This is a genomic window from Paenibacillus germinis (assembly GCF_013141785.1).
In the GTDB taxonomy this organism is placed as follows: domain Bacteria; phylum Bacillota; class Bacilli; order Paenibacillales; family NBRC-103111; genus Paenibacillus_E; species Paenibacillus_E phytorum.
Genome location: NZ_WHOC01000082.1, coordinates 23,466 through 40,508, shown reverse-complemented (window position 1 = coordinate 40,508; position 17,043 = coordinate 23,466). Strand labels below are relative to the sequence as shown.

Here is a 17,043-nt window from a genome sequence, read left to right as displayed (position 1 = left end):
AAAGACACCGTTCATCCAGAACGGTGTCTTCGTAATAAAGCTGATTCCTACAGGTTGTTGAAGATATCCGTAATAACAGGAACGATTTGAGATTTACGTGAAACTACGCCTTTGAGCAGCGCTTTGTTATCTACAAGTGTAACGTTGTAAGCTTTCTCTACAGCATCAGCTTTGCGCCCAAGGGCAAGACCAACGGAATCATTGTTAAGAATGTCTGTAACAACAAACAAGAACAAGTCCAGGTTTTTCTCAGCGATGATGGCATTAAGCGCGGATTCAATTTCAGCTTGCTGGGAAAGAACATCATTAACATCAACCGCATTCACTTGTGCGATTTCAGCTTTGTAGCTGCCCATTTGGAATTCTTTTGCGTCCAAAGAAATCAATTGTGCAACTGTTTTATCACTTAGATCTGCTCCGGCTTTCAACATTTCCAGACCATACGTCTCAGCGTCAACGCCAGCAATTGCAGCAAGTTCACGAGCAGCGGCAACATCTTGCTCCGTGCAAGTCGGGGATTTGAACAACAAGGAATCTGAAATGATAGCTGAAAGCATCAAACCTGCGATGTCTTTGTCGATGGAAACTCCGTTTTCTTTGTACAATTTATTTAGGATGGTCGCTGTGCAACCAACTGGCTCTGCGCGGTAGTAAAGCGGGTGGCTAGTCTCGAAGTTAGCAATACGGTGGTGGTCAATGACTTCCACAACACGTACTTGATCGATGTCTGAAGCACTTTGTTGACGTTCAACATGGTCTACCAAGATGACATTAGCTGCTTCATTCGCTACAGTCTCAACTTGACGAGGCGCTGCAACTTTAAAAGTATCCAAAGCATATTGAGTTTCACCATTCACGCTGCCAAGACGAACAGCCTCAACCTCTTGGCCTAATTTCGTTTTCAGTGCAGCATAAGCAATTGCTGATGTGATTGAATCAGTGTCCGGATTTTTATGTCCGAAAATTAGTGTTTTTGACATTGTACGACTCCTTAACCGAAATAGTGTAGTTAGAGCTTATAATCTCTATTTACGATTATACTAAAAAATCTCGTTAAATCCATTACTAAACCAAAAGCTTTAGTGTGAATTAAAAAATGGGCTGAATTGGGTCTGGTAAGAGCTGTTGATCCCCAGAATAAACGGCTTAAATTGATTCAAATAATGGTTGGCTCAAGCAATGTTTAGTTCAAAATAATGTTTGGTCCAAGTTGTTGTATTTTGTACAAGAATATGCAAGTAATTCCGCGAATACCACGCGATTGTTGCATAAATTACAACTTTTTCTCCCAAAAGTAGCTCCATAGAAGGAAATAAGGCTTAATTGTTGTACTGCATACAACATTGACAGCTAGGTGAGGAGAAACCCACGAGAATTGTTGTACGATGTACAACATCACCTCAAATAATTCAAGAATAGGCTGTCAAACTGACTTCCTAATTCTCTTTTTACTTCTCCTTCTCCTTCTAACCGGAAACAAAACCACATTCTACAAATTCGCTTTCACAATCTAAAACAAACGCCTTCAGCTATACATTACACCAATACAGTCTAGTTAGATTTGAAACAAGATACGCCGACTAGACTTACTGACTCTACGTGGGTACCTTTAGTTCCTTCTTGCCGAATTTGAAAGCTTCTGAACCCATGTAGCAAAATCATCTTCGCTACGAACGACAATTCGACTTAGTTCATATGGCGACTGGTTTGGCGTAGCATATCCTTCCTTCGTTGTGAAGGCATAGCGGAATGCCTCCTCTTTTAAGATCTTCAACGTATCCTCGTTGTACTCGCCAAACGGATAAGCAAAAACATCTGCGCTCTTCCCAAGCGCATGCTCAATACGCCGGCGCGATTCCGTGATCTCCTCGCGCTGCTGTTCAATGCTGAGCTGTGGGAGATGCGGATGTGTCATGCTATGCGGCGCAATGTCCCACCCCGCCGCGCTCAGCTCTTGCACTTGTGGCCAGCTCAAGTAGCCTGGCTGGCCAATGAATCCTGGCGACAGGAACAGCGTCGCCGGAAAGCCGTGCCGCTGGAGGATCGGCATCGCCACCTCAGCGTTGTTCGCGTAGCCGTCATCGAACGTGAGCAGCACGGGCCTCTCCGGTGACGGTTGTTTTTTCTCGATGATGCGCGCGAAGTCGCCCAGCGTCAACGGAGTATAGTGATGCGCAGCCAAATAGTCCATTTGGCGCGCGAACATATCGGGGTGGAGCACGTACGTGTTCCCTGGCTCCACCCCGATGCTGTGGTAGTTCAGCACGGGAACCGCGATCCCGTGCTGCTGCTCATCCGCTGCGACTTGGGACGCGGATGCTCGGGTTGCTGCTGGCACAAAGTATGCCAGAAAGAGCCACGAAATCGCGAGCATTCGCACAATTCGCAAATATTTATTAGTCTTCATATCATTCATACTCCACACATCTCATTCAAGTATTCTCCTACACTTCGCTGGAATCGCTTAACACCAGCACATGTCTACTCAGCTTCTCCGTCCCCTATGGCTAGTATGCATACATCGCAAGTAACATCCCAAAAAGAGGTTCAGCAGAATCCCTGCTAAACCTCTCACATTACTTACATCAAATCCTTAAGCCTTCCGCTTATTATAACCGCGATCCTCATATGGCTGCAGCTCCTCAAGCCACTTCTCTTCCAGCTTTTTCAGCGCATCGTTTTCGTCGAAGTAACCGGTCTCCTTCACTTTGAGCACTTCTAAAACCTCAAGCACGAAGGCATCGCCACCAAACTCGTTCCAATCTTTCTGAAGTAACTGGTTCCGATGCGTGCCCATTTGTAATTCCATTAATTTCCCATTCATAGATTTTAAATTCTTCGTGCTTATAACCCACAACTTTCCATTAATCGTATTACGGACTTGAAATACACCGGCTTCCTTCTTCGTTTCTTTATATTGCTGCTGCAGCTCTTGTCTACGATTCATCTCGTTGGTCTCCTTTTTATTCATGTTGTTCATATTCATCCTTTCAGCCAATATTGACTTCCGTCTGGTTGTCGATCGAGAAAGCCATATTCAATCAAATATCTGCGTATATTGGCATAGTCGTGAAAGACTGGCTTGATCATCTCGTTTACTTCCTTTTCACCATAAAAGCGATCCCGTTCGAATCGTTTAGCAATTTCACGCAGCACGATGACTTTATGCTTTTCTTGCTGTGAAAATGAGACTAGTTCACCTGACGTACCATCAGGGAAATACTTCTTAATGATCTTCTCGTACTCATCTTCCGTAATATTGTATCGTTCATCCACCATCTTGGCCGATTTATGAATCTCTACAAAAGCTGGCGCATGCTGATCTTTCTCTTTCAACAGCTCCATCATCGTCACAAAAATCTTGGCTTGGCGCTCTTTTTCCTTTAATCCAAATCGATGATTCCGAATCGTTGAGGCACTGCCAATGCCCAATTCCTTTTGGATTTCACTATCGCTCTTTCCTTCATAGAAAAGCTGAAGCAAACTATTCTGATGATCAGTCAGACCGGTAAGCTTTTTATCCAATCCGACAAAATATTGAAAGACAGATCCATGCGCATGCCCAATATGCCATTTCAGATAACGCTCTGCCTCATACAAGACACCATCCTGGGGATAAATAATTCCCGCTTCCGTTCTCTTGCCGCAAAGTAAACAAATGTAATTATGATCTTCCTGTACATAGCCGCGTTTCCACTCATCGAGTGAGGCTTTCCAGAACATTTCAGACATCTCCAAAGCAAACACTTCCTAATAAAGTTTGTTATATACTAGACATTATATTATTTTGTTTATTCAAATGTCAAACCGTGAAACAAAAAAAGAATCCCTTTCAGTTAAAAGGATTCCTTATTTCCTCTTCCTATTTCTTTCACCCGCGAGAATTTCTCATCGCAAATAATAACTTTGGACCATCTTCACGTCCCGTACCTGCTTCAACAAATTGCTGGTAAGCTTCAGATTCCATGGGGTAAATCGCTATTTTGCCTTCCTCATTGTAATGTACACCCCAACCGTGCTTTTTGGGAAGCATGGATGCTCTTAAACAAGGATGGTTTTTAGAAAAAAGCTCCTCACGAATTTCATCACTGCGAGTTTCGATTTCACTCTGAGGGATTTGCTTATGTTGCAAATAGACTTCATAAATAAGGTCGCCTTGGGTATATTTGTAAGGGTTCTGAGAAAGCAGCTCGTATTGGATCAAGTGAGCGGTTTTACTATCCTTTTTCATGGAAGGAACGATTCCTACTTCAACTGGACAGTCAGCAGAAACCTGTATAAATGTATCCTTATAACTCATATGTGCATCATCATAGGCCATCTTGGTTTAGCTCCTTCCTTCTGCAAGTTGAATCAATTTATTTACGGTCTCCCAGTTCCTTGTTGTCGCGGATACACCTAGCTTCTTCTCGATAAAATTGTTGCTGAACTTTGATTCTCCGTAGTTTTTACGAATGAGTAAATATACGGTGAGCCCTTTGACGCGGAACTCGTCCACTTCATTTTGAAAGGCTTCTAATTTTGCGATAGCCGCCTCGGTTGCTGAATGAGATAATAAGGTAACATATCGTTGTTCATTCGCTTCTGCATTGACTATTTGGTAAGGGGTGTTCTCTACAACCTCGTGCAATTCCTCTAATGTTCGGATGACGACAGGAATATCGAAAGTAAGTTGAACCTTGAGCTCACTCACAATTCGATCACGTACGAACGCAGGGTCATCTTCCTCACAATCAAAAATGACGTTACCGCTTTGTATATACGTAATCACATTTTTATAATCCATGGATTCAAAAATGCTTCGCAGCTTTTCCATTTTAATAATCTTCTGACCACTGACATTAATTCCGCGCAAAAGCGCAATATACCTCGGCATCGCATAACCTCACAACATTTTTTAATTCCATTATACACCAATTATGGCTTATTTGCTTTCATACTAGCCTCGATAAAGGCAGCAACACCGTCTTCTTCATTACTTTGAACAATATCATCCGCCATGCCCAAAATTTCAGGATGCGCATTGGCAACGGCAACCTTGCGACCTGCCGCTAGAAACATGCCGACATCATTCAGATTGTCTCCAAAAACGGTAACATCCTCAGTGCTGCATCCCACATGCTTTGCCCACAAAAGCAATCCATTCTGCTTATTCGCTTGTGGATGGCTGAATTCGAGAAAATAATGATTGTCGATATAGTTATCTTTCATAAAATGAATGTGAACCTGTGACCCGAGTGCTGCGATTACCGCTTCTTTCAAGGGTGCAAGCTCATCAAACAAACCAATGTAGGTTAGAATTAGAGGACGTAAAGTATCAGGACATGCCAACTCCTCAACTTCACGGAATCTTGGATCGTTAGGTCGGCTGGCTGCAAACTGCAGATCCCCTGTCCTACCAAGCTTCTCATGTAGTACTCGCTCCTTATCCTCGTGATCTAATGCAAACAGAAGAGGGACTAGGCCGATTGATTTCCCAATCAGTAAAAGGGTATCCGTCGTCTTTGGATCAAGCCAAAATCCGTCCAGCACACATTTCTCGACAGGTTCGAATAGTAATGCCCCATTATAGAGCACAAGTGGATGGGACCATGGAATTTGTGAAACGACGTCGTTTGAACTTTGATAGCTTCGGGCAGTGGCATAACTAATGACGGCACCTTCCGTAATTGCTCGACTTATCACTCGTACAGTGTACTCCGAAGGAGTAGCATTAGATCGAAGTAAGGTACCATCTAAATCTGTTAAATAATAGCCTTTACTCATGTATTTACTCCCTCTTCCGTTATAAGCCTTGACACTCAACTTCACAATACGATGGAGTATCCTTTTTTATCTACTCTTGACGAGAAGTTCGACGGCTTCTTGGATCACCTTGTCTGGCGAATTCCCCTTCTCAAGCTCTTCATGGATACAGTGCTTTAGATTTGAGCCGATGACAACACCGATCGTTCTATCCACAGCCGTACGAACAGCTGATAATTGTGTCACAATCTCACGGCAATCCTCCCCTGCCTCCAGCATTCCAAGGACTCCGCGGATTTGTCCTTCAATCCGTTTTAATCTATTTTTTAAAGCCTTATCGTATTCCATTCTCTACTCTCCTTAGATAAAGAGATTGAGTCCGGCATCCTCCGCATCGCCTAAGTAGCTGGCTACACCGGCATAATCAATGCCATCGATCAACTCTTCCCGTTTAATACCCATTATATCCATACTCATCGTACAAGCAATTAATTTCACGCCGGCTTGGATGGCACCTTGCATGAGCGACTCTAGTGAATCGACATTTTTCTGCTTCATAACATGTCTAATCATCTTAGCGCCCATGCCTCCCATATTCATTTTGGATAAAGGCAATTTTCTGGTTCCTTTGGGCATCATCAAGCTGAACATAGATTCTAGACCATCTTTCGCTACGTAAGGTGCATCCTCTTTACGAAGTACATTCAAACCCCAGAACGTGAAGAACATCGTTACTTTCTTACCCATCGCTGCCGCACCCGAGGCAATGATAAATGCAGCAATCGTCTTATCCAAGTCCCCGCTGAATACGACCATCGTTGTCCCATTAGTGCTAACCTGTGAGGCACTCGATGAAAGGTCTGACGTTTCCCCCAGTCCTTTGCGCACAACAGCTTTGACAATACCTGAAGAAGTATCCACCGATTCCATCGTATGCCCGGTTTTCTCCGACCAATTCTGAATATCGGAAGCGAATCCGAAATCTGTAGCGTGAACCTCTAACCGTTCCCCGTCCTGCAATCCTCGCATGGTCTCATAAACCCTCATGATCGGGCCTGGGCATTGTAAGCCGCAAGCATCAACAAAGATAGGTGGCTGATTCGTATTTGATTGTGCTTCCGTAGACTTACTGACCTCCGTTGTTGTCACTGCTTTTATCGATTGTGGTTGAACTCCATCCATCATCACGCTATACGTCTTGTAGCCGCCATCCACATTCCTAACTTTGTAACCGTTCTGTTTAAGAATGCGAGCTGCTAAATACCCTCGTAATCCGACCTGACAGGAAACAGTGACTTCTGAGTCAACGGGTATGTCATGTAGACGATCACGTAAAGAGTTAAGTGGGATATTAATGGAACCTGGAATATAGCCAAGCTCTCTTTCAATTTCGTCTCTCACATCGATTAGAAGTCCACCATTTTCCACGTAACGATCAACCTCATGCCACTGAAGGGTATCTACTAGACCTTCCATAATGTTGGACGCCACATAACCGGCCATATTAACGGGATCCTTCGCTGATGAATAAGGCGGAGCATAGGACAGTTCTAAGTCAGCAAGCTCGTAAGCTTTCAAACCACCGCGCATCGCTGCGGCAATTACATCCAATCGCTTATCCACGCCATCTGCTCCAACGATTTGGGCACCGAAGATTTTTCCGTTTTCTTTGTCAAAAATAAGCTTGAGCGAAATAGAAGCCGCCCCCGGATAATAGCTAGCATGAGAGCTCGGGTGTATATGAATGACTTCATAGGGAACTCCCAATCGTCGCAGTGTCTTCTCGTTATTGCCTGTAACGGCAGCAGTGAGATCAAAAACCTTCACAATAGCTGTTCCATATGCTCCATGATAAGAGGCTTGAAGTCCGTTAATATGATCAGCAACCAGACGTCCTTGACGATTAGCCCCCCATGCAAGGGGGACAACCGTTTCAAAGCCTTGAACCCGGTCTTTAACCTCAATAGCATCCCCAATCGCATAGATAGACGGATCATTTGACTGCAAATGCTCGTTTACTCGTATTGATTCCTTAACCCCTAATTCAAGCCCTGCTTCACGGGCCAATTGGCTTTCAGGTTTAACACCAACCGACAGGATGATCATATCTGTGGCCAACGCTTTACCGGATGCTAACTTCACGGTTTTCCCACTATCCTCCAAAGCCACTACGCCATCATTGAAAATCAAGTCAACACCCTTTAGCAACAAATGTCTTTCAATTAGTTTCGCCATCTCTGGATCAAGTGGCCCTAACACCTGTGGATTACGTTCGATAACCGACACTTCAAGACCCCGGTGACGAAGATTTTCAGCCATCTCAATCCCAATGAATCCCCCGCCGATAATGGTGACATGCTTCGGTTTTGTCGAATCCACGTATGATTTAATACGATCCGTATCCGGTATATTCCGAAGAGTAAATACGATATCTGCTGCCGCTAAACCTTGAATGTCAGGGACGATAGGCTTAGCTCCGGGTGACATGATCAAAATATCGTAAGGTTGCTCTTGAACTACCCCTGTAAACAGATTACGGGCAATAACCTTTTTGGCTTGACGATCAATGGCCGTCACTTCGGTTTGAATCCTGACATCAATGCCGAAACGGTCCTTCATTGCTTTTGGTGACTGGATTAGTAGTTTATCGCGCTTCGTTATTGTTTCACCAATATAATAAGGCAAGCCACAATTCGCGAAGGAGATATGTTCTCCCCGCTCATACATGACGATTTCATCGTTTTCATTCAGTCTGCGAAGACGTGCAGCAGCGGACGCTCCCCCTGCAACTCCACCGATAATAACAATTGTTCTTTTCATTTGCGTTCACTCCTGATGTTGTATTATACCCCTATGGGTATATATAATACCCCATGGGGTATTATAATGTCTATCGTTATTTACGGTCCGGTTTCCATATATTCGTCCATCAACCTTAGCAGGGCAAAGAAGCAGGCCGCCTTTGGGTTTGGGCGCCCTGCTTCTAACTGAAGATCAGCTGATCGATACTGGTAAATGAGTAATTTACTTCAGGGATTCCTCATTTTTGTTTATTTTCGAATAAAAAAACTCAGTACCGTATTCCAGTTCCGCTGTTCGTAGTAGTTGGTCCCAAGGTCTATGTTTTCGATCCAAATTTCAGCATTTGTGCCATGAGGACTGGCGACCATGACATTGGATATGCCGCGATTGGATCTAATCCATGCCAACTGGTGTGATGGTAGAGAAATGGGATTAAAATCACCGTAAGTTTCCGAAGGCTGCGTTAATAGTTTCTGATGTTGACTCTTCAGCTTCACATTAACCAAATAGGGAAACTGCCGTTTGGCTGGGTCGATCGACCATTCCGCTTCTTTGGATCTTGAAGTAATGATATTTCGGAGACCATACCAAGTGAAGCTATGCTCGACATATCCCCTGGGTGTGTAGGAAACAGATTTCCCTACAGGAAGCCGCAAAACTTTCAAATGTTTATTCGTTGTAGCTTCTCTTCCAACACCTTCAATATAAGCAAGTTTCTCATCTTTGCTCGCCCACTCAAACCACATCTCGTTGCTAACCATTTGATCAATTGTTTTGAAAACTGAACCGTCTGCGGATAACACACACAGTGTATTTTTATCGGCAGACAGCGATGCGGTAGGCTTAGCAAAGAAAGCAATCCAACGTTCGTTTGCAGACCATTTGAAGATGCTGGTGTCCACAGCAAAAAAATCATCAGATTGCTTGGGCAGGACATGCAACGTCTTAATGAGGTTAGGATCGGCATTTGCGGTTAATGGAATTTTCATTATTCGTATCGGTGTCCATCCATCATGTAAAAGCTTAGCAGCTGTTGAAACTAAGAATCCGCTTCCATCCGGATACCAGGAATAATTCCCGATGCCGTCTGCAACCTTCACCGGTTTTGCAAGTTCATCGGAGTCTATCCAATTAAGCTGGTTCACTGTTAGAAATGCGAGAGAATTCCGGTTAGGTTGCCATTGAAAGTTCCTTCCTCCTTCATGTGCAACGAGATGACTTTGTCCGGTTTGAACATGTAATAGCCACAGTTCCTGCTCATTTTCGCCCTTTGTGTAAGCTATCCACTGGCCGTCATAAGACCATTTCGGGTTTAATATATATGCTCCTCGGGTTTGTTGTCTTTCGTTGTTACCGGCTTTAATCCACAGATCGCCATTTCGAACGAATGCTGCTTTCAACAGTTCAGCGGGCTTTTTTGCATAAATAGTCGTACTATTCATTATGATGAGTACTACAGCCAATATGGCAAGAATGGTATTTCTAAAAGCTCTCATGATTTTCCTCCTTATGGTAACTTACCTTTTACGATTTCCTTTTGTTGTTAAGAACATACGGTGAAATGACCTATTGTAGTTGTACGTATACCAAATGTACTCGGCATAGGATTTTCAAAGGAATCCGTGATATATTATACTTTTGGCAAATACTATTTCAGGAGAGAACAAACCATGGCATATCCTGCTGCTACGAACTACGAAATTGCACAAGTTTGTTTACTAGCTGGTAAAATTATGCTGGAAAACGGTGGTGAAACCTATCGTGTCGAAGACACCATGACTCACGTCGCGGAAGCCTTTGGTGTGCCGAACTCCCATAGCTTTGTAACGCCGACTGGCATCATTTTCTCCATAGATGGACCTGAGCAGACCACACGACTAATTCGTATATCCGCTCGATCGACCGATCTTCGCAAAGTCACGGTTGTGAATGCTGTTTCTAGACGAATCAGCCAAGGGGAACTAACACCCAAAGAAGCTTATCGGCTGCTTGAGGAAATTGATGTGGCCCGGACGGGTTACCCCGCTTGGTTCCAAATACTATCCGCTGCTATAGCAAGCGGTTGTTTCTTAATCATGTTCCAAGGAGAATGGCATGATTTCCTTCCTGCATTCGTTGCTGGCGGGGCTGGCTTAGCCTTCCTTAACTATTTCAATCGGCTAGTGCCGATTAAGTTCTTTGCTGAATTTCTGGCTTCCTTACTCATTGGAACTATGGCTTTCTTGTTTGTCAAAGTGGGGTTTGGTCATGCACTTGATACCATTATAATTGGCTCTGTGATGCCGCTTGTTCCGGGGCTTCTTATTACGAATGCCGTACGCGACTTAATGGCAGGCCATTTCGTTTCTGGGGTTTCCAAAGGCGCTGAAGCCTTCTTAACGGCTTTTGCCATTGGAGCCGGCATTGCCTTTGTACTTTCATTTTATAACGGGGAGGGCATTTAGGATGATGATAATTGAACAGCTCTTAACGAGTTTCATTGCGACTGCGGCATTCGCTATTCTTTTCAATGTTCCTAAGGGCACACTTTTGCAGTGCGGCTTCGTGGGGATGTGCGGGTGGATGTTATATGTTTCCATTCAAATGATTCCTTTAGACCCAATCCTGGCCACGTTGATTGCCTCTTTTTTCGTAACCGTTATCAGTCAATTTTTTGCGAAAATATACAAAACACCTGTTATTGTATTCAGTGTATCGGGTATCATCCCGTTAGTTCCAGGAGGCTTAGCCTATGATGCGATGCGCAATGTCGTTCTCAATCACTATGATCTGGCCGTACAGCTAGCAGCCAAAGCCTTCCTGTTATCTGGTGCTATCGCGATCGGACTAGTCTTCTCCGAGGTTCTTAATCAACTGTTGCGACGAACAAAACATTGACCCTATTGAACTATTTGTAATAGTTCATGCCCGCTTAATAGTTTATACCTATAAAGATGATCGGTTTTATATCTTAGATTTTTCCTGCTTTTCCCTTTAAAATAAGACCAGGAAGCAGCACATCAATCTATGTAACGGAGTTGATCAGCCTATGAGCGAGCAAGCAAACCAGCAAATCACAACAAAGTTCAACGAAATTGCTGAGAAATATGATAGCCAGCGGAGAAAACTGATTCCTTGTTTTGATGATTTTTACCAAACAGCAACTTCACTTGTACACGTCGATCATGCATCTCCACGTATTCTTGACCTAGGTGCAGGTACCGGTCTCTTCTCTTCTTATGCACTTAGCAAATACCCAAATGCGCAAATAACGTTAATTGATCTCTCACAAAGCATGCTCGATATCGCTAAACGGCGATTTGGAGAAACCCTAGCCACTATGACCTACATGGCTGCGGATTATAGTATATTCGAGTCTTCAGAACCATTTGATTGCGTCATCTCATCGCTCTCCATTCACCATCTCGAGGACCAGGCTAAGCAAGATCTGTATAAAAGAATTTTTAAGCTGCTTAAACCAGGCGGGGTCTTCGTTAATGCAGATCAAATCCAAGGCAGCAGCCCTTTCCTCGATCAATTGTACCGCTCTGATTGGGTAGCTAAAGTAGAAGCCACTGATCTCACTCAAGAAGCTCTGCAAGCTGCCTACGAAAGGACGAAGCTGGATAAAATGGCTCCCCTCGATCAACAGCTGAACTGGCTTCGGACTTGTGGCTTCATTGACGTTGACTGTGTCTACAAATATTTCAATTTCGTCGTGATGTACGCTAGAAAGCAAGCTGTTTAACCTTTTTACCAAAGGGTCGGTTTAGCAACCATAAACCACATCATCGACAAAGTAATAATGACATACCAGATTAATGCCTTACGCAGCTTGTTGACTAAGAAATCTCGATTCTCGTGTGGTGCCTTGAGCTGACGGAGCAGGGGCGAGAATGCGCGGGCAATAAAGTACAGTGAAGCAACCATAATGAGGACCGTGACGATAATCCATGATGTTTTCCACGTCCACGCCGTTAACCACGTGAGTAAAATCCCTGTCGTAACAAGCACGTGACCGGCATGCTTGGTAAGCCGAACCGTAATGCGAAATGGCTCAAGGTAGTCTGGCAATTGCTCGAATGGCGCATGACGAATTCTAGCTAGTAAAGGAAACAGGATAAAATAAGGACCAATACTTAAAACAACACTAAATATATGGATATATAAAAGCAGTACGTACCAAGACAACACCATCATCCGTTCTATATGAAAATTGAACAAAACAGTGCAGATCCATAGATCCACACTGTTTTTTGTTCCTACTTATTCAGCCTTTTGAAATTCATGTACCCATACTTTCATATGCGGCAGCCATGGCATTCCTGGATGCATAGCTAGAATACTATCACGGTACTCATCAACGGATGTATGACCTTCTGCTTTTGCATGCTCCACAGTCAATTCACCCAAAGCTTGTTGGTAAACGTTGGTTACTGTAAACGCAGTGCCTTGCAATTCCATCGTTTCACCGATATCTGCATAGCGTCCGTTACGTCTGCAAGCTGTTTTCTCACCAGCAAGTACTTTGCTAACTTCAGCTTCTTTCGTAACGAGTCGATCGATCGAACACGTTTTTGGTGGCAATGTTTCGTTCATATTAGTTCCCTCCTTTTGGCAGTTCTCATTATAACGAATGTCACAAGCTTTGTCGAACCGCGCGGCAATCTTTCATCTAATAGTCATCTATTCTTACTCATATTTTGCCATGATCTCGGTGATCATCTCTTTCATCGCATCCACCAATTCCGGTGGACTTTTTACTGTCGCCTCATTTCCCAAACCAAGAATAAACTTAGCGAAAAACGGGAAGTCACTCTTCACAATATTACCATCTAGCCAACCTGTGCCATCATTTCTGATATGCAATTTAGATACCGTCCATAATTCAGACTCGCACTTCTGGACACCTTCTTTGCTTAATTCCACATATAAAATAACTTCCTCCTCTTCCGCCTTGATAAGTGATTCCCTGTTCCCAAGATGAACATGCCGAAGATCCATCGGTTTGGAAGCAGAAGAAGTAACCGCTGAATGCATTCTGTCACATCGGAATACGCGAATATCGCCGCGAAGAAAGCAATAAGCTGGACAGTACCATAAGCCATTGCTTGCATAGATGCCAATCGGCTGTATTTCCCTACTAGAGATTCCTTCTCGCGATTCATAATCGATGAGAAGGACTTTTTGATCGATAGCCCCTTCCAGCAAGATGGATAAATAAGGGGATTCCGAATGTCTTGACGGCGTTATAATGTCAACTCGGTTTTTCATTTGATCAATACGATCCCGGACGTCGCCAGACATGTAGTTATAAAATTTGCTCAATGCCGAAGAAGCTTCCGTTTTAAAAGGAAGGTTTACGTAATGCCGCAGGGCATGACAAGCAAAAAATAAGGCTATGGCCTCTTCCTCACTAAAGGCGATGGGTGGCAGGATTCTTTCATTCAACACCTGATAACCGCCGTGAGGTCCCACTTCCGAATACAAGGGAACCCCTAATTCACTTAATTCCTGTAAATCTCTTAAAATCGTTCTCGATGACACCTCAAACTCTTGGGCAAGTTCCTTGACAGTAAACTTCCTTTTTCGGTTAACCGTCATCATCAATGCTAGGAGTCGTTTTGATTTGGGCATAGCAATTCTCCGTTTTTTATATTTATGACAAGAACTGTCACTATTATAAGTTATTATTGACATTGAGCCCACAAGAATTTCTGGACATCAAACGAAAGAATAAAAAATTGAACTAAGGGAGCTGTTTGATCATGATTTTACAATTAACACCTTTTATTATGTTGGACGGAAATGCCAGAGAAGCAATCGATTTTTATGTACAATCATTAGATGCTAAAGTTGTCTTTATCCAAACATTTGGAGAGAGTCCGGATTCCACCGAATCATCAATACCGGAAAATGCAAGAGATCGAATAGCTCATTCGGTCTTAAAAGTCGGCCAAACGGAGCTTATGGTTTCCGATATTTTCCCAGGTCAACCCCACCCCATCGGCAATCAAGTTACTATCTGTATAACAACTTCTGAGAAGGAACAAGCTGAGCATCTATATGAATCGTTACGACAAGACGGACAAGTGAGCTTGCCCCTGCAAGAAACTCATTTTAGCCCTGCTTACGGGATGGTAATAGACAAGTTCGGTGTAATTTTTCAAATTTTCACTGCGCGTCAACGCTAAGTTGAAAGCACTCTGAGAGTGTCCTGCCCTCTTGGTAAGCGCTCCAAATTTCGATTTTATTGTCGTTCAGCAACTTCGATGGGCAACCGTGATTACTGATGTTGTAGTTTCTACAACAATTCTCATGCCAAAAGGCTATTTTGAAAGTAAAAGTTGTAGTTTGTGCAACAATTCGAGCCCATTTGTCGCGAAATGGCCTGTAAATGGCTAAATTGTTGTACATTATGCAACATCGAAGGAGTAGAGGTGGGATCTAGGCTGAATTGTTGCACTTTTTACAACATCATGCGACCTAGAATGTGAATATATTCAAACTATTTCTCACGTGTAATCCCCAACCGTTCTTAATTTATTGATTATTCAAGTAAAAGACCCGAGAGAGGCCACTTTTTTCAAAGTGTCCATCTTTCGGGTCACAGTTCACATATGCGAATGGGCCGTTTTCATTTTAATGAATACAATTGAACTAATCTTTAAAATCCTCAGCCCGCCTGCTCTTCTAAAGGTGACACACATTTTTCCAGCGGTAAGCGGAGCGTGATTCGGGTCCCCTTTTTAGCGTCGCTCTCGAAGAAAAATTGCGATTCCTTGCCGTAGTACATGATCATCCGTGTGACCACATTTCGCAGTCCGAACAGGTCCTTTTCCTTCTTGAGGTCTGTCGAAATCCCTTCTGCCGCTAGCTTAGATGCTTCCTCTAATTTGCTGCAAATATAGGCGAGCCTTTCGTTATTGACCCCTACCCCGTTGTCGCACACTTCAAGCACAAGCCGATTACCTTCCAAATACGAGGAAATGAAGAGTTCCCCGCCCCCACTCTGTTTCTCCAGACCGTGCAGCACAGCATTTTCCACAAGCGGCTGTAAAAGGAGTTTCAATACATGGTAATGCGCGCTTCCCTCGGCGATGTCGTACCGAACCGTAAAATGATCCAAGAACCTCAGTTGTTGGACTTTAATGTAATATTTCAAATGCTCGATGGTCTCCCCGACCGCAAACGTTTCGTTTCCCTTATTTAGGCTTAGCCGGAAAAATTTCGATAGATTCAGCACCATTTCGCTGATTTCATCCGCTTCATAGTTTTTGGCCGTCCAATAGATGGAGTCTAATGTGTTATAAAGAAAATGAGGGTTGATTTGCGATTGCAAAAACTTAAGCTCCATTTTAGAAAGTAAAAGCTGCTTCTCATAATGGTCACGAATAAGTGTCTTCTGGTTCTCAGCCATCCGATTGAACGATTCAATAACATATCCCAGTTCGTCCACGCGCGTATCTTCCAGTTGGATCGTGAAATTACCTGTACGGAGCTGTTTCATCCCATAAGCTAGCTTCCGCAGCGGGGCGGAAATCCCCCTATAGATGATCCAGGAAATCCAAACAGCTAGCACCAGACTGACGGCTAAAATCCCATAACTAAAAACCTTTAGAGAGTCGGTATGGCTGCGAAGCTCCTCCAAGGGCTGCTCCATCATGAGCGACCATCCGGAAAACTTCGACTTCACGCTAATTGTAACCATTTCCGTACCGGTTTGCTGCGACTTACGGATGGTCCTAACTTCATTTACGGTGTCCCAAACTTGGGGATGTACACTCGCGCCCGTGCCAGTTATCGAGCTCCCGTCGCTGCCGAACAGATAGATGTTCGCATTTTTAGAAGGAAGAAGCGGTTTCGCCAACTCGATTAGGGCGCTTTTTTTGACGGAAACCACGAGCAGATTCGGATTAATGAGTGTCCTGTTATAAGGATCCATCGTCCGGATCAGATGAACACTGTCTGCATCAAAGTAAGATTCACCCTCCTTCGGCGTAAAAAAAACCGTGCCCCCACTGGATTCCATTAAACGCTGGTACCATTCCTGCTTCTCTGCTCCTTCGGGCAGCTTGCGCCCCCCAAGTTTCGTGGAAATGACGGTACGTGACGGCATATGGATGATGGAGATTTGGTCCACGATCAAATTGACCGTCGTCATGTTCGTTATCTGGTCCATCACTTGTGCAAAATGAACGAACGACTGCTTTTCCGGCTCCTGCCCGACGGACTGCAGTGTTGTGTTCATGTTCATATCGAATGCGATCAGCGATGAGAGCTGTTCGAGGTTCTGCAGTGTCAGGTCGATGTAATCCGTCATCGTATGCAGAGCCCCTTGTGTCCTCTCACCCGTTTGTACTTCTAAGATCGTCTGTGATTTTGAGATGGCAAAAAGACTGAAGCCGGCGAGCGGAAGCAGAATCAGTAAAAAGTACCATGTTAGCCGAATCTGAATATAACCGACCAGTATTTTGCGCACTTTGGGCAGGATTTCTTTTAACATATTGGTGGTCC

Annotated in this window: 18 protein-coding genes; 4 read left to right on the top strand and 14 right to left on the bottom strand. The window is 43.9% G+C overall.

Translation table 11 applies throughout. From position 1 onward, the window contains the following. Positions 1-47: 47 nt before the first annotated feature. The 10 genes from GC102_RS16935 to GC102_RS16890 all read right to left on the bottom strand — a co-directional run bounded on the left by GC102_RS16935 (position 48) and on the right by GC102_RS16890 (position 10,043). Positions 48-980: a manganese-dependent inorganic pyrophosphatase gene (locus GC102_RS16935; RefSeq protein WP_171690592.1), complete on the bottom strand. Its 933-nt coding sequence runs from the start codon at positions 978-980 to the stop codon at positions 48-50. A gap of 629 nt (positions 981-1,609) precedes the next feature. Further along, complete coding sequence (locus GC102_RS16930; RefSeq protein ID WP_246320961.1) at positions 1,610-2,407, bottom strand: polysaccharide deacetylase family protein; 798 nt, start codon at positions 2,405-2,407, stop codon at positions 1,610-1,612. 186 nt (positions 2,408-2,593) lie between these two features. Then, on the bottom strand, positions 2,594-2,947 hold the full coding sequence (locus GC102_RS16925; RefSeq protein WP_171690591.1) for a GIY-YIG nuclease family protein: 354 nt from the start codon (positions 2,945-2,947) through the stop codon (positions 2,594-2,596). A gap of 35 nt (positions 2,948-2,982) precedes the next feature. After that, a complete protein-coding gene (locus GC102_RS16920; RefSeq protein ID WP_171690590.1) occupies positions 2,983-3,738 on the bottom strand; it encodes a DUF2087 domain-containing protein in 756 nt (251 codons plus the stop codon). A 133-nt stretch (positions 3,739-3,871) separates the two neighbouring features. Then, entirely contained in the window at positions 3,872-4,321 is a 450-nt protein-coding gene (locus GC102_RS16915) for a DUF6157 family protein (RefSeq protein WP_246320960.1), read from the bottom strand. Positions 4,322-4,327: 6 nt separating this feature from the next. Beyond that, complete coding sequence (locus tag GC102_RS16910; protein ID WP_171690589.1) at positions 4,328-4,876, bottom strand: DUF1697 domain-containing protein; 549 nt, start codon at positions 4,874-4,876, stop codon at positions 4,328-4,330. Positions 4,877-4,917: 41 nt separating this feature from the next. Beyond that, the gene (locus GC102_RS16905) at positions 4,918-5,766 is read right to left on the bottom strand and encodes an HAD-IIB family hydrolase (protein WP_171690588.1); all 849 of its coding nucleotides are present in this window, start codon (positions 5,764-5,766) and stop codon (positions 4,918-4,920) included. A gap of 66 nt (positions 5,767-5,832) precedes the next feature. Continuing rightward, positions 5,833-6,093, bottom strand: coding sequence for a metal-sensitive transcriptional regulator (locus tag GC102_RS16900; protein ID WP_171690587.1), 261 nt, complete (start codon positions 6,091-6,093; stop codon positions 5,833-5,835). A 12-nt stretch (positions 6,094-6,105) separates the two neighbouring features. Beyond that, positions 6,106-8,565: a CoA-disulfide reductase gene (locus GC102_RS16895; protein WP_171690586.1), complete on the bottom strand. Its 2,460-nt coding sequence runs from the start codon at positions 8,563-8,565 to the stop codon at positions 6,106-6,108. A 230-nt stretch (positions 8,566-8,795) separates the two neighbouring features. Continuing rightward, positions 8,796-10,043, bottom strand: coding sequence for a TolB family protein (locus GC102_RS16890; protein WP_171690585.1), 1,248 nt, complete (start codon positions 10,041-10,043; stop codon positions 8,796-8,798). A gap of 174 nt (positions 10,044-10,217) precedes the next feature. On the opposite strand from GC102_RS16890, the gene GC102_RS16885 reads away from it, so the two are divergent. From GC102_RS16885 to GC102_RS16875, 3 genes are all read left to right on the top strand, one after another. Continuing rightward, entirely contained in the window at positions 10,218-10,991 is a 774-nt protein-coding gene (locus GC102_RS16885; RefSeq protein ID WP_171690584.1) for a threonine/serine exporter family protein, read from the top strand. Positions 10,992-10,995: 4 nt separating this feature from the next. Next, on the top strand, positions 10,996-11,424 hold the full coding sequence (locus GC102_RS16880; protein WP_171690665.1) for a threonine/serine exporter family protein: 429 nt from the start codon (positions 10,996-10,998) through the stop codon (positions 11,422-11,424). Positions 11,425-11,575: 151 nt separating this feature from the next. Then, a complete protein-coding gene (locus tag GC102_RS16875; RefSeq protein WP_171690583.1) occupies positions 11,576-12,274 on the top strand; it encodes a class I SAM-dependent methyltransferase in 699 nt (232 codons plus the stop codon). 5 nt (positions 12,275-12,279) lie between these two features. Here GC102_RS16875 and GC102_RS16870 read toward each other — a convergent pair whose 3' ends face one another. The 3 genes from GC102_RS16870 to GC102_RS16860 form a co-directional block, all read right to left on the bottom strand. Next, positions 12,280-12,750: a DUF2269 family protein gene (locus GC102_RS16870; protein WP_246320959.1), complete on the bottom strand. Its 471-nt coding sequence runs from the start codon at positions 12,748-12,750 to the stop codon at positions 12,280-12,282. A gap of 42 nt (positions 12,751-12,792) precedes the next feature. Then, positions 12,793-13,125 (bottom strand): ASCH domain-containing protein, encoded by a 333-nt coding sequence (locus tag GC102_RS16865; RefSeq protein ID WP_171645507.1) that lies wholly within the window; start codon positions 13,123-13,125, stop codon positions 12,793-12,795. A 93-nt stretch (positions 13,126-13,218) separates the two neighbouring features. Then, a complete protein-coding gene (locus GC102_RS16860) occupies positions 13,219-14,163 on the bottom strand; it encodes a helix-turn-helix transcriptional regulator (RefSeq protein WP_171690582.1) in 945 nt (314 codons plus the stop codon). Between the two features lie 131 nt (positions 14,164-14,294). Between GC102_RS16860 and GC102_RS16855 the strand changes: the two genes are divergently transcribed. Continuing rightward, positions 14,295-14,720 carry a VOC family protein gene (locus GC102_RS16855; protein WP_171690581.1) on the top strand — a complete coding sequence of 142 codons (426 nt, stop codon included), beginning with the start codon at positions 14,295-14,297 and terminating at the stop codon, positions 14,718-14,720. 482 nt (positions 14,721-15,202) lie between these two features. On the opposite strand, the gene GC102_RS16850 is transcribed toward GC102_RS16855, so the two are convergent. Next, positions 15,203-17,032 (bottom strand): cache domain-containing sensor histidine kinase, encoded by a 1,830-nt coding sequence (locus GC102_RS16850; protein ID WP_171690580.1) that lies wholly within the window; start codon positions 17,030-17,032, stop codon positions 15,203-15,205. Between the last annotated feature and the right edge of the window lie 11 nt (positions 17,033-17,043).

Excerpts from the sequence above, each read along its gene's own strand:
- GC102_RS16935 (WP_171690592.1), bottom strand. The coding sequence starts at position 980 with ATGTCAAAAACACTAATTTTCGGACATAAAAATCCGGACACTGATTCA.
- GC102_RS16930 (WP_246320961.1), bottom strand. The coding sequence starts at position 2,407 with ATGAAGACTAATAAATATTTGCGAATTGTGCGAATGCTCGCGATTTCG.
- GC102_RS16925 (WP_171690591.1), bottom strand. The coding sequence starts at position 2,947 with ATGAATCGTAGACAAGAGCTGCAGCAGCAATATAAAGAAACGAAGAAG.
- GC102_RS16915 (WP_246320960.1), bottom strand. The coding sequence starts at position 4,321 with ATGGCCTATGATGATGCACATATGAGTTATAAGGATACATTTATACAG.
- GC102_RS16910 (WP_171690589.1), bottom strand. The coding sequence starts at position 4,876 with ATGCCGAGGTATATTGCGCTTTTGCGCGGAATTAATGTCAGTGGTCAG.
- GC102_RS16905 (WP_171690588.1), bottom strand. The coding sequence starts at position 5,766 with ATGAGTAAAGGCTATTATTTAACAGATTTAGATGGTACCTTACTTCGA.
- GC102_RS16900 (WP_171690587.1), bottom strand. The coding sequence starts at position 6,093 with ATGGAATACGATAAGGCTTTAAAAAATAGATTAAAACGGATTGAAGGA.
- GC102_RS16895 (WP_171690586.1), bottom strand. The coding sequence starts at position 8,565 with ATGAAAAGAACAATTGTTATTATCGGTGGAGTTGCAGGGGGAGCGTCC.
- GC102_RS16890 (WP_171690585.1), bottom strand. The coding sequence starts at position 10,043 with ATGAGAGCTTTTAGAAATACCATTCTTGCCATATTGGCTGTAGTACTC.
- GC102_RS16885 (WP_171690584.1), top strand. The coding sequence starts at position 10,218 with ATGGCATATCCTGCTGCTACGAACTACGAAATTGCACAAGTTTGTTTA.
- GC102_RS16880 (WP_171690665.1), top strand. The coding sequence starts at position 10,996 with ATGATAATTGAACAGCTCTTAACGAGTTTCATTGCGACTGCGGCATTC.
- GC102_RS16875 (WP_171690583.1), top strand. The coding sequence starts at position 11,576 with ATGAGCGAGCAAGCAAACCAGCAAATCACAACAAAGTTCAACGAAATT.
- GC102_RS16865 (WP_171645507.1), bottom strand. The coding sequence starts at position 13,125 with ATGAACGAAACATTGCCACCAAAAACGTGTTCGATCGATCGACTCGTT.
- GC102_RS16860 (WP_171690582.1), bottom strand. The coding sequence starts at position 14,163 with ATGCCCAAATCAAAACGACTCCTAGCATTGATGATGACGGTTAACCGA.
- GC102_RS16855 (WP_171690581.1), top strand. The coding sequence starts at position 14,295 with ATGATTTTACAATTAACACCTTTTATTATGTTGGACGGAAATGCCAGA.
- GC102_RS16850 (WP_171690580.1), bottom strand. The coding sequence starts at position 17,032 with ATGTTAAAAGAAATCCTGCCCAAAGTGCGCAAAATACTGGTCGGTTAT.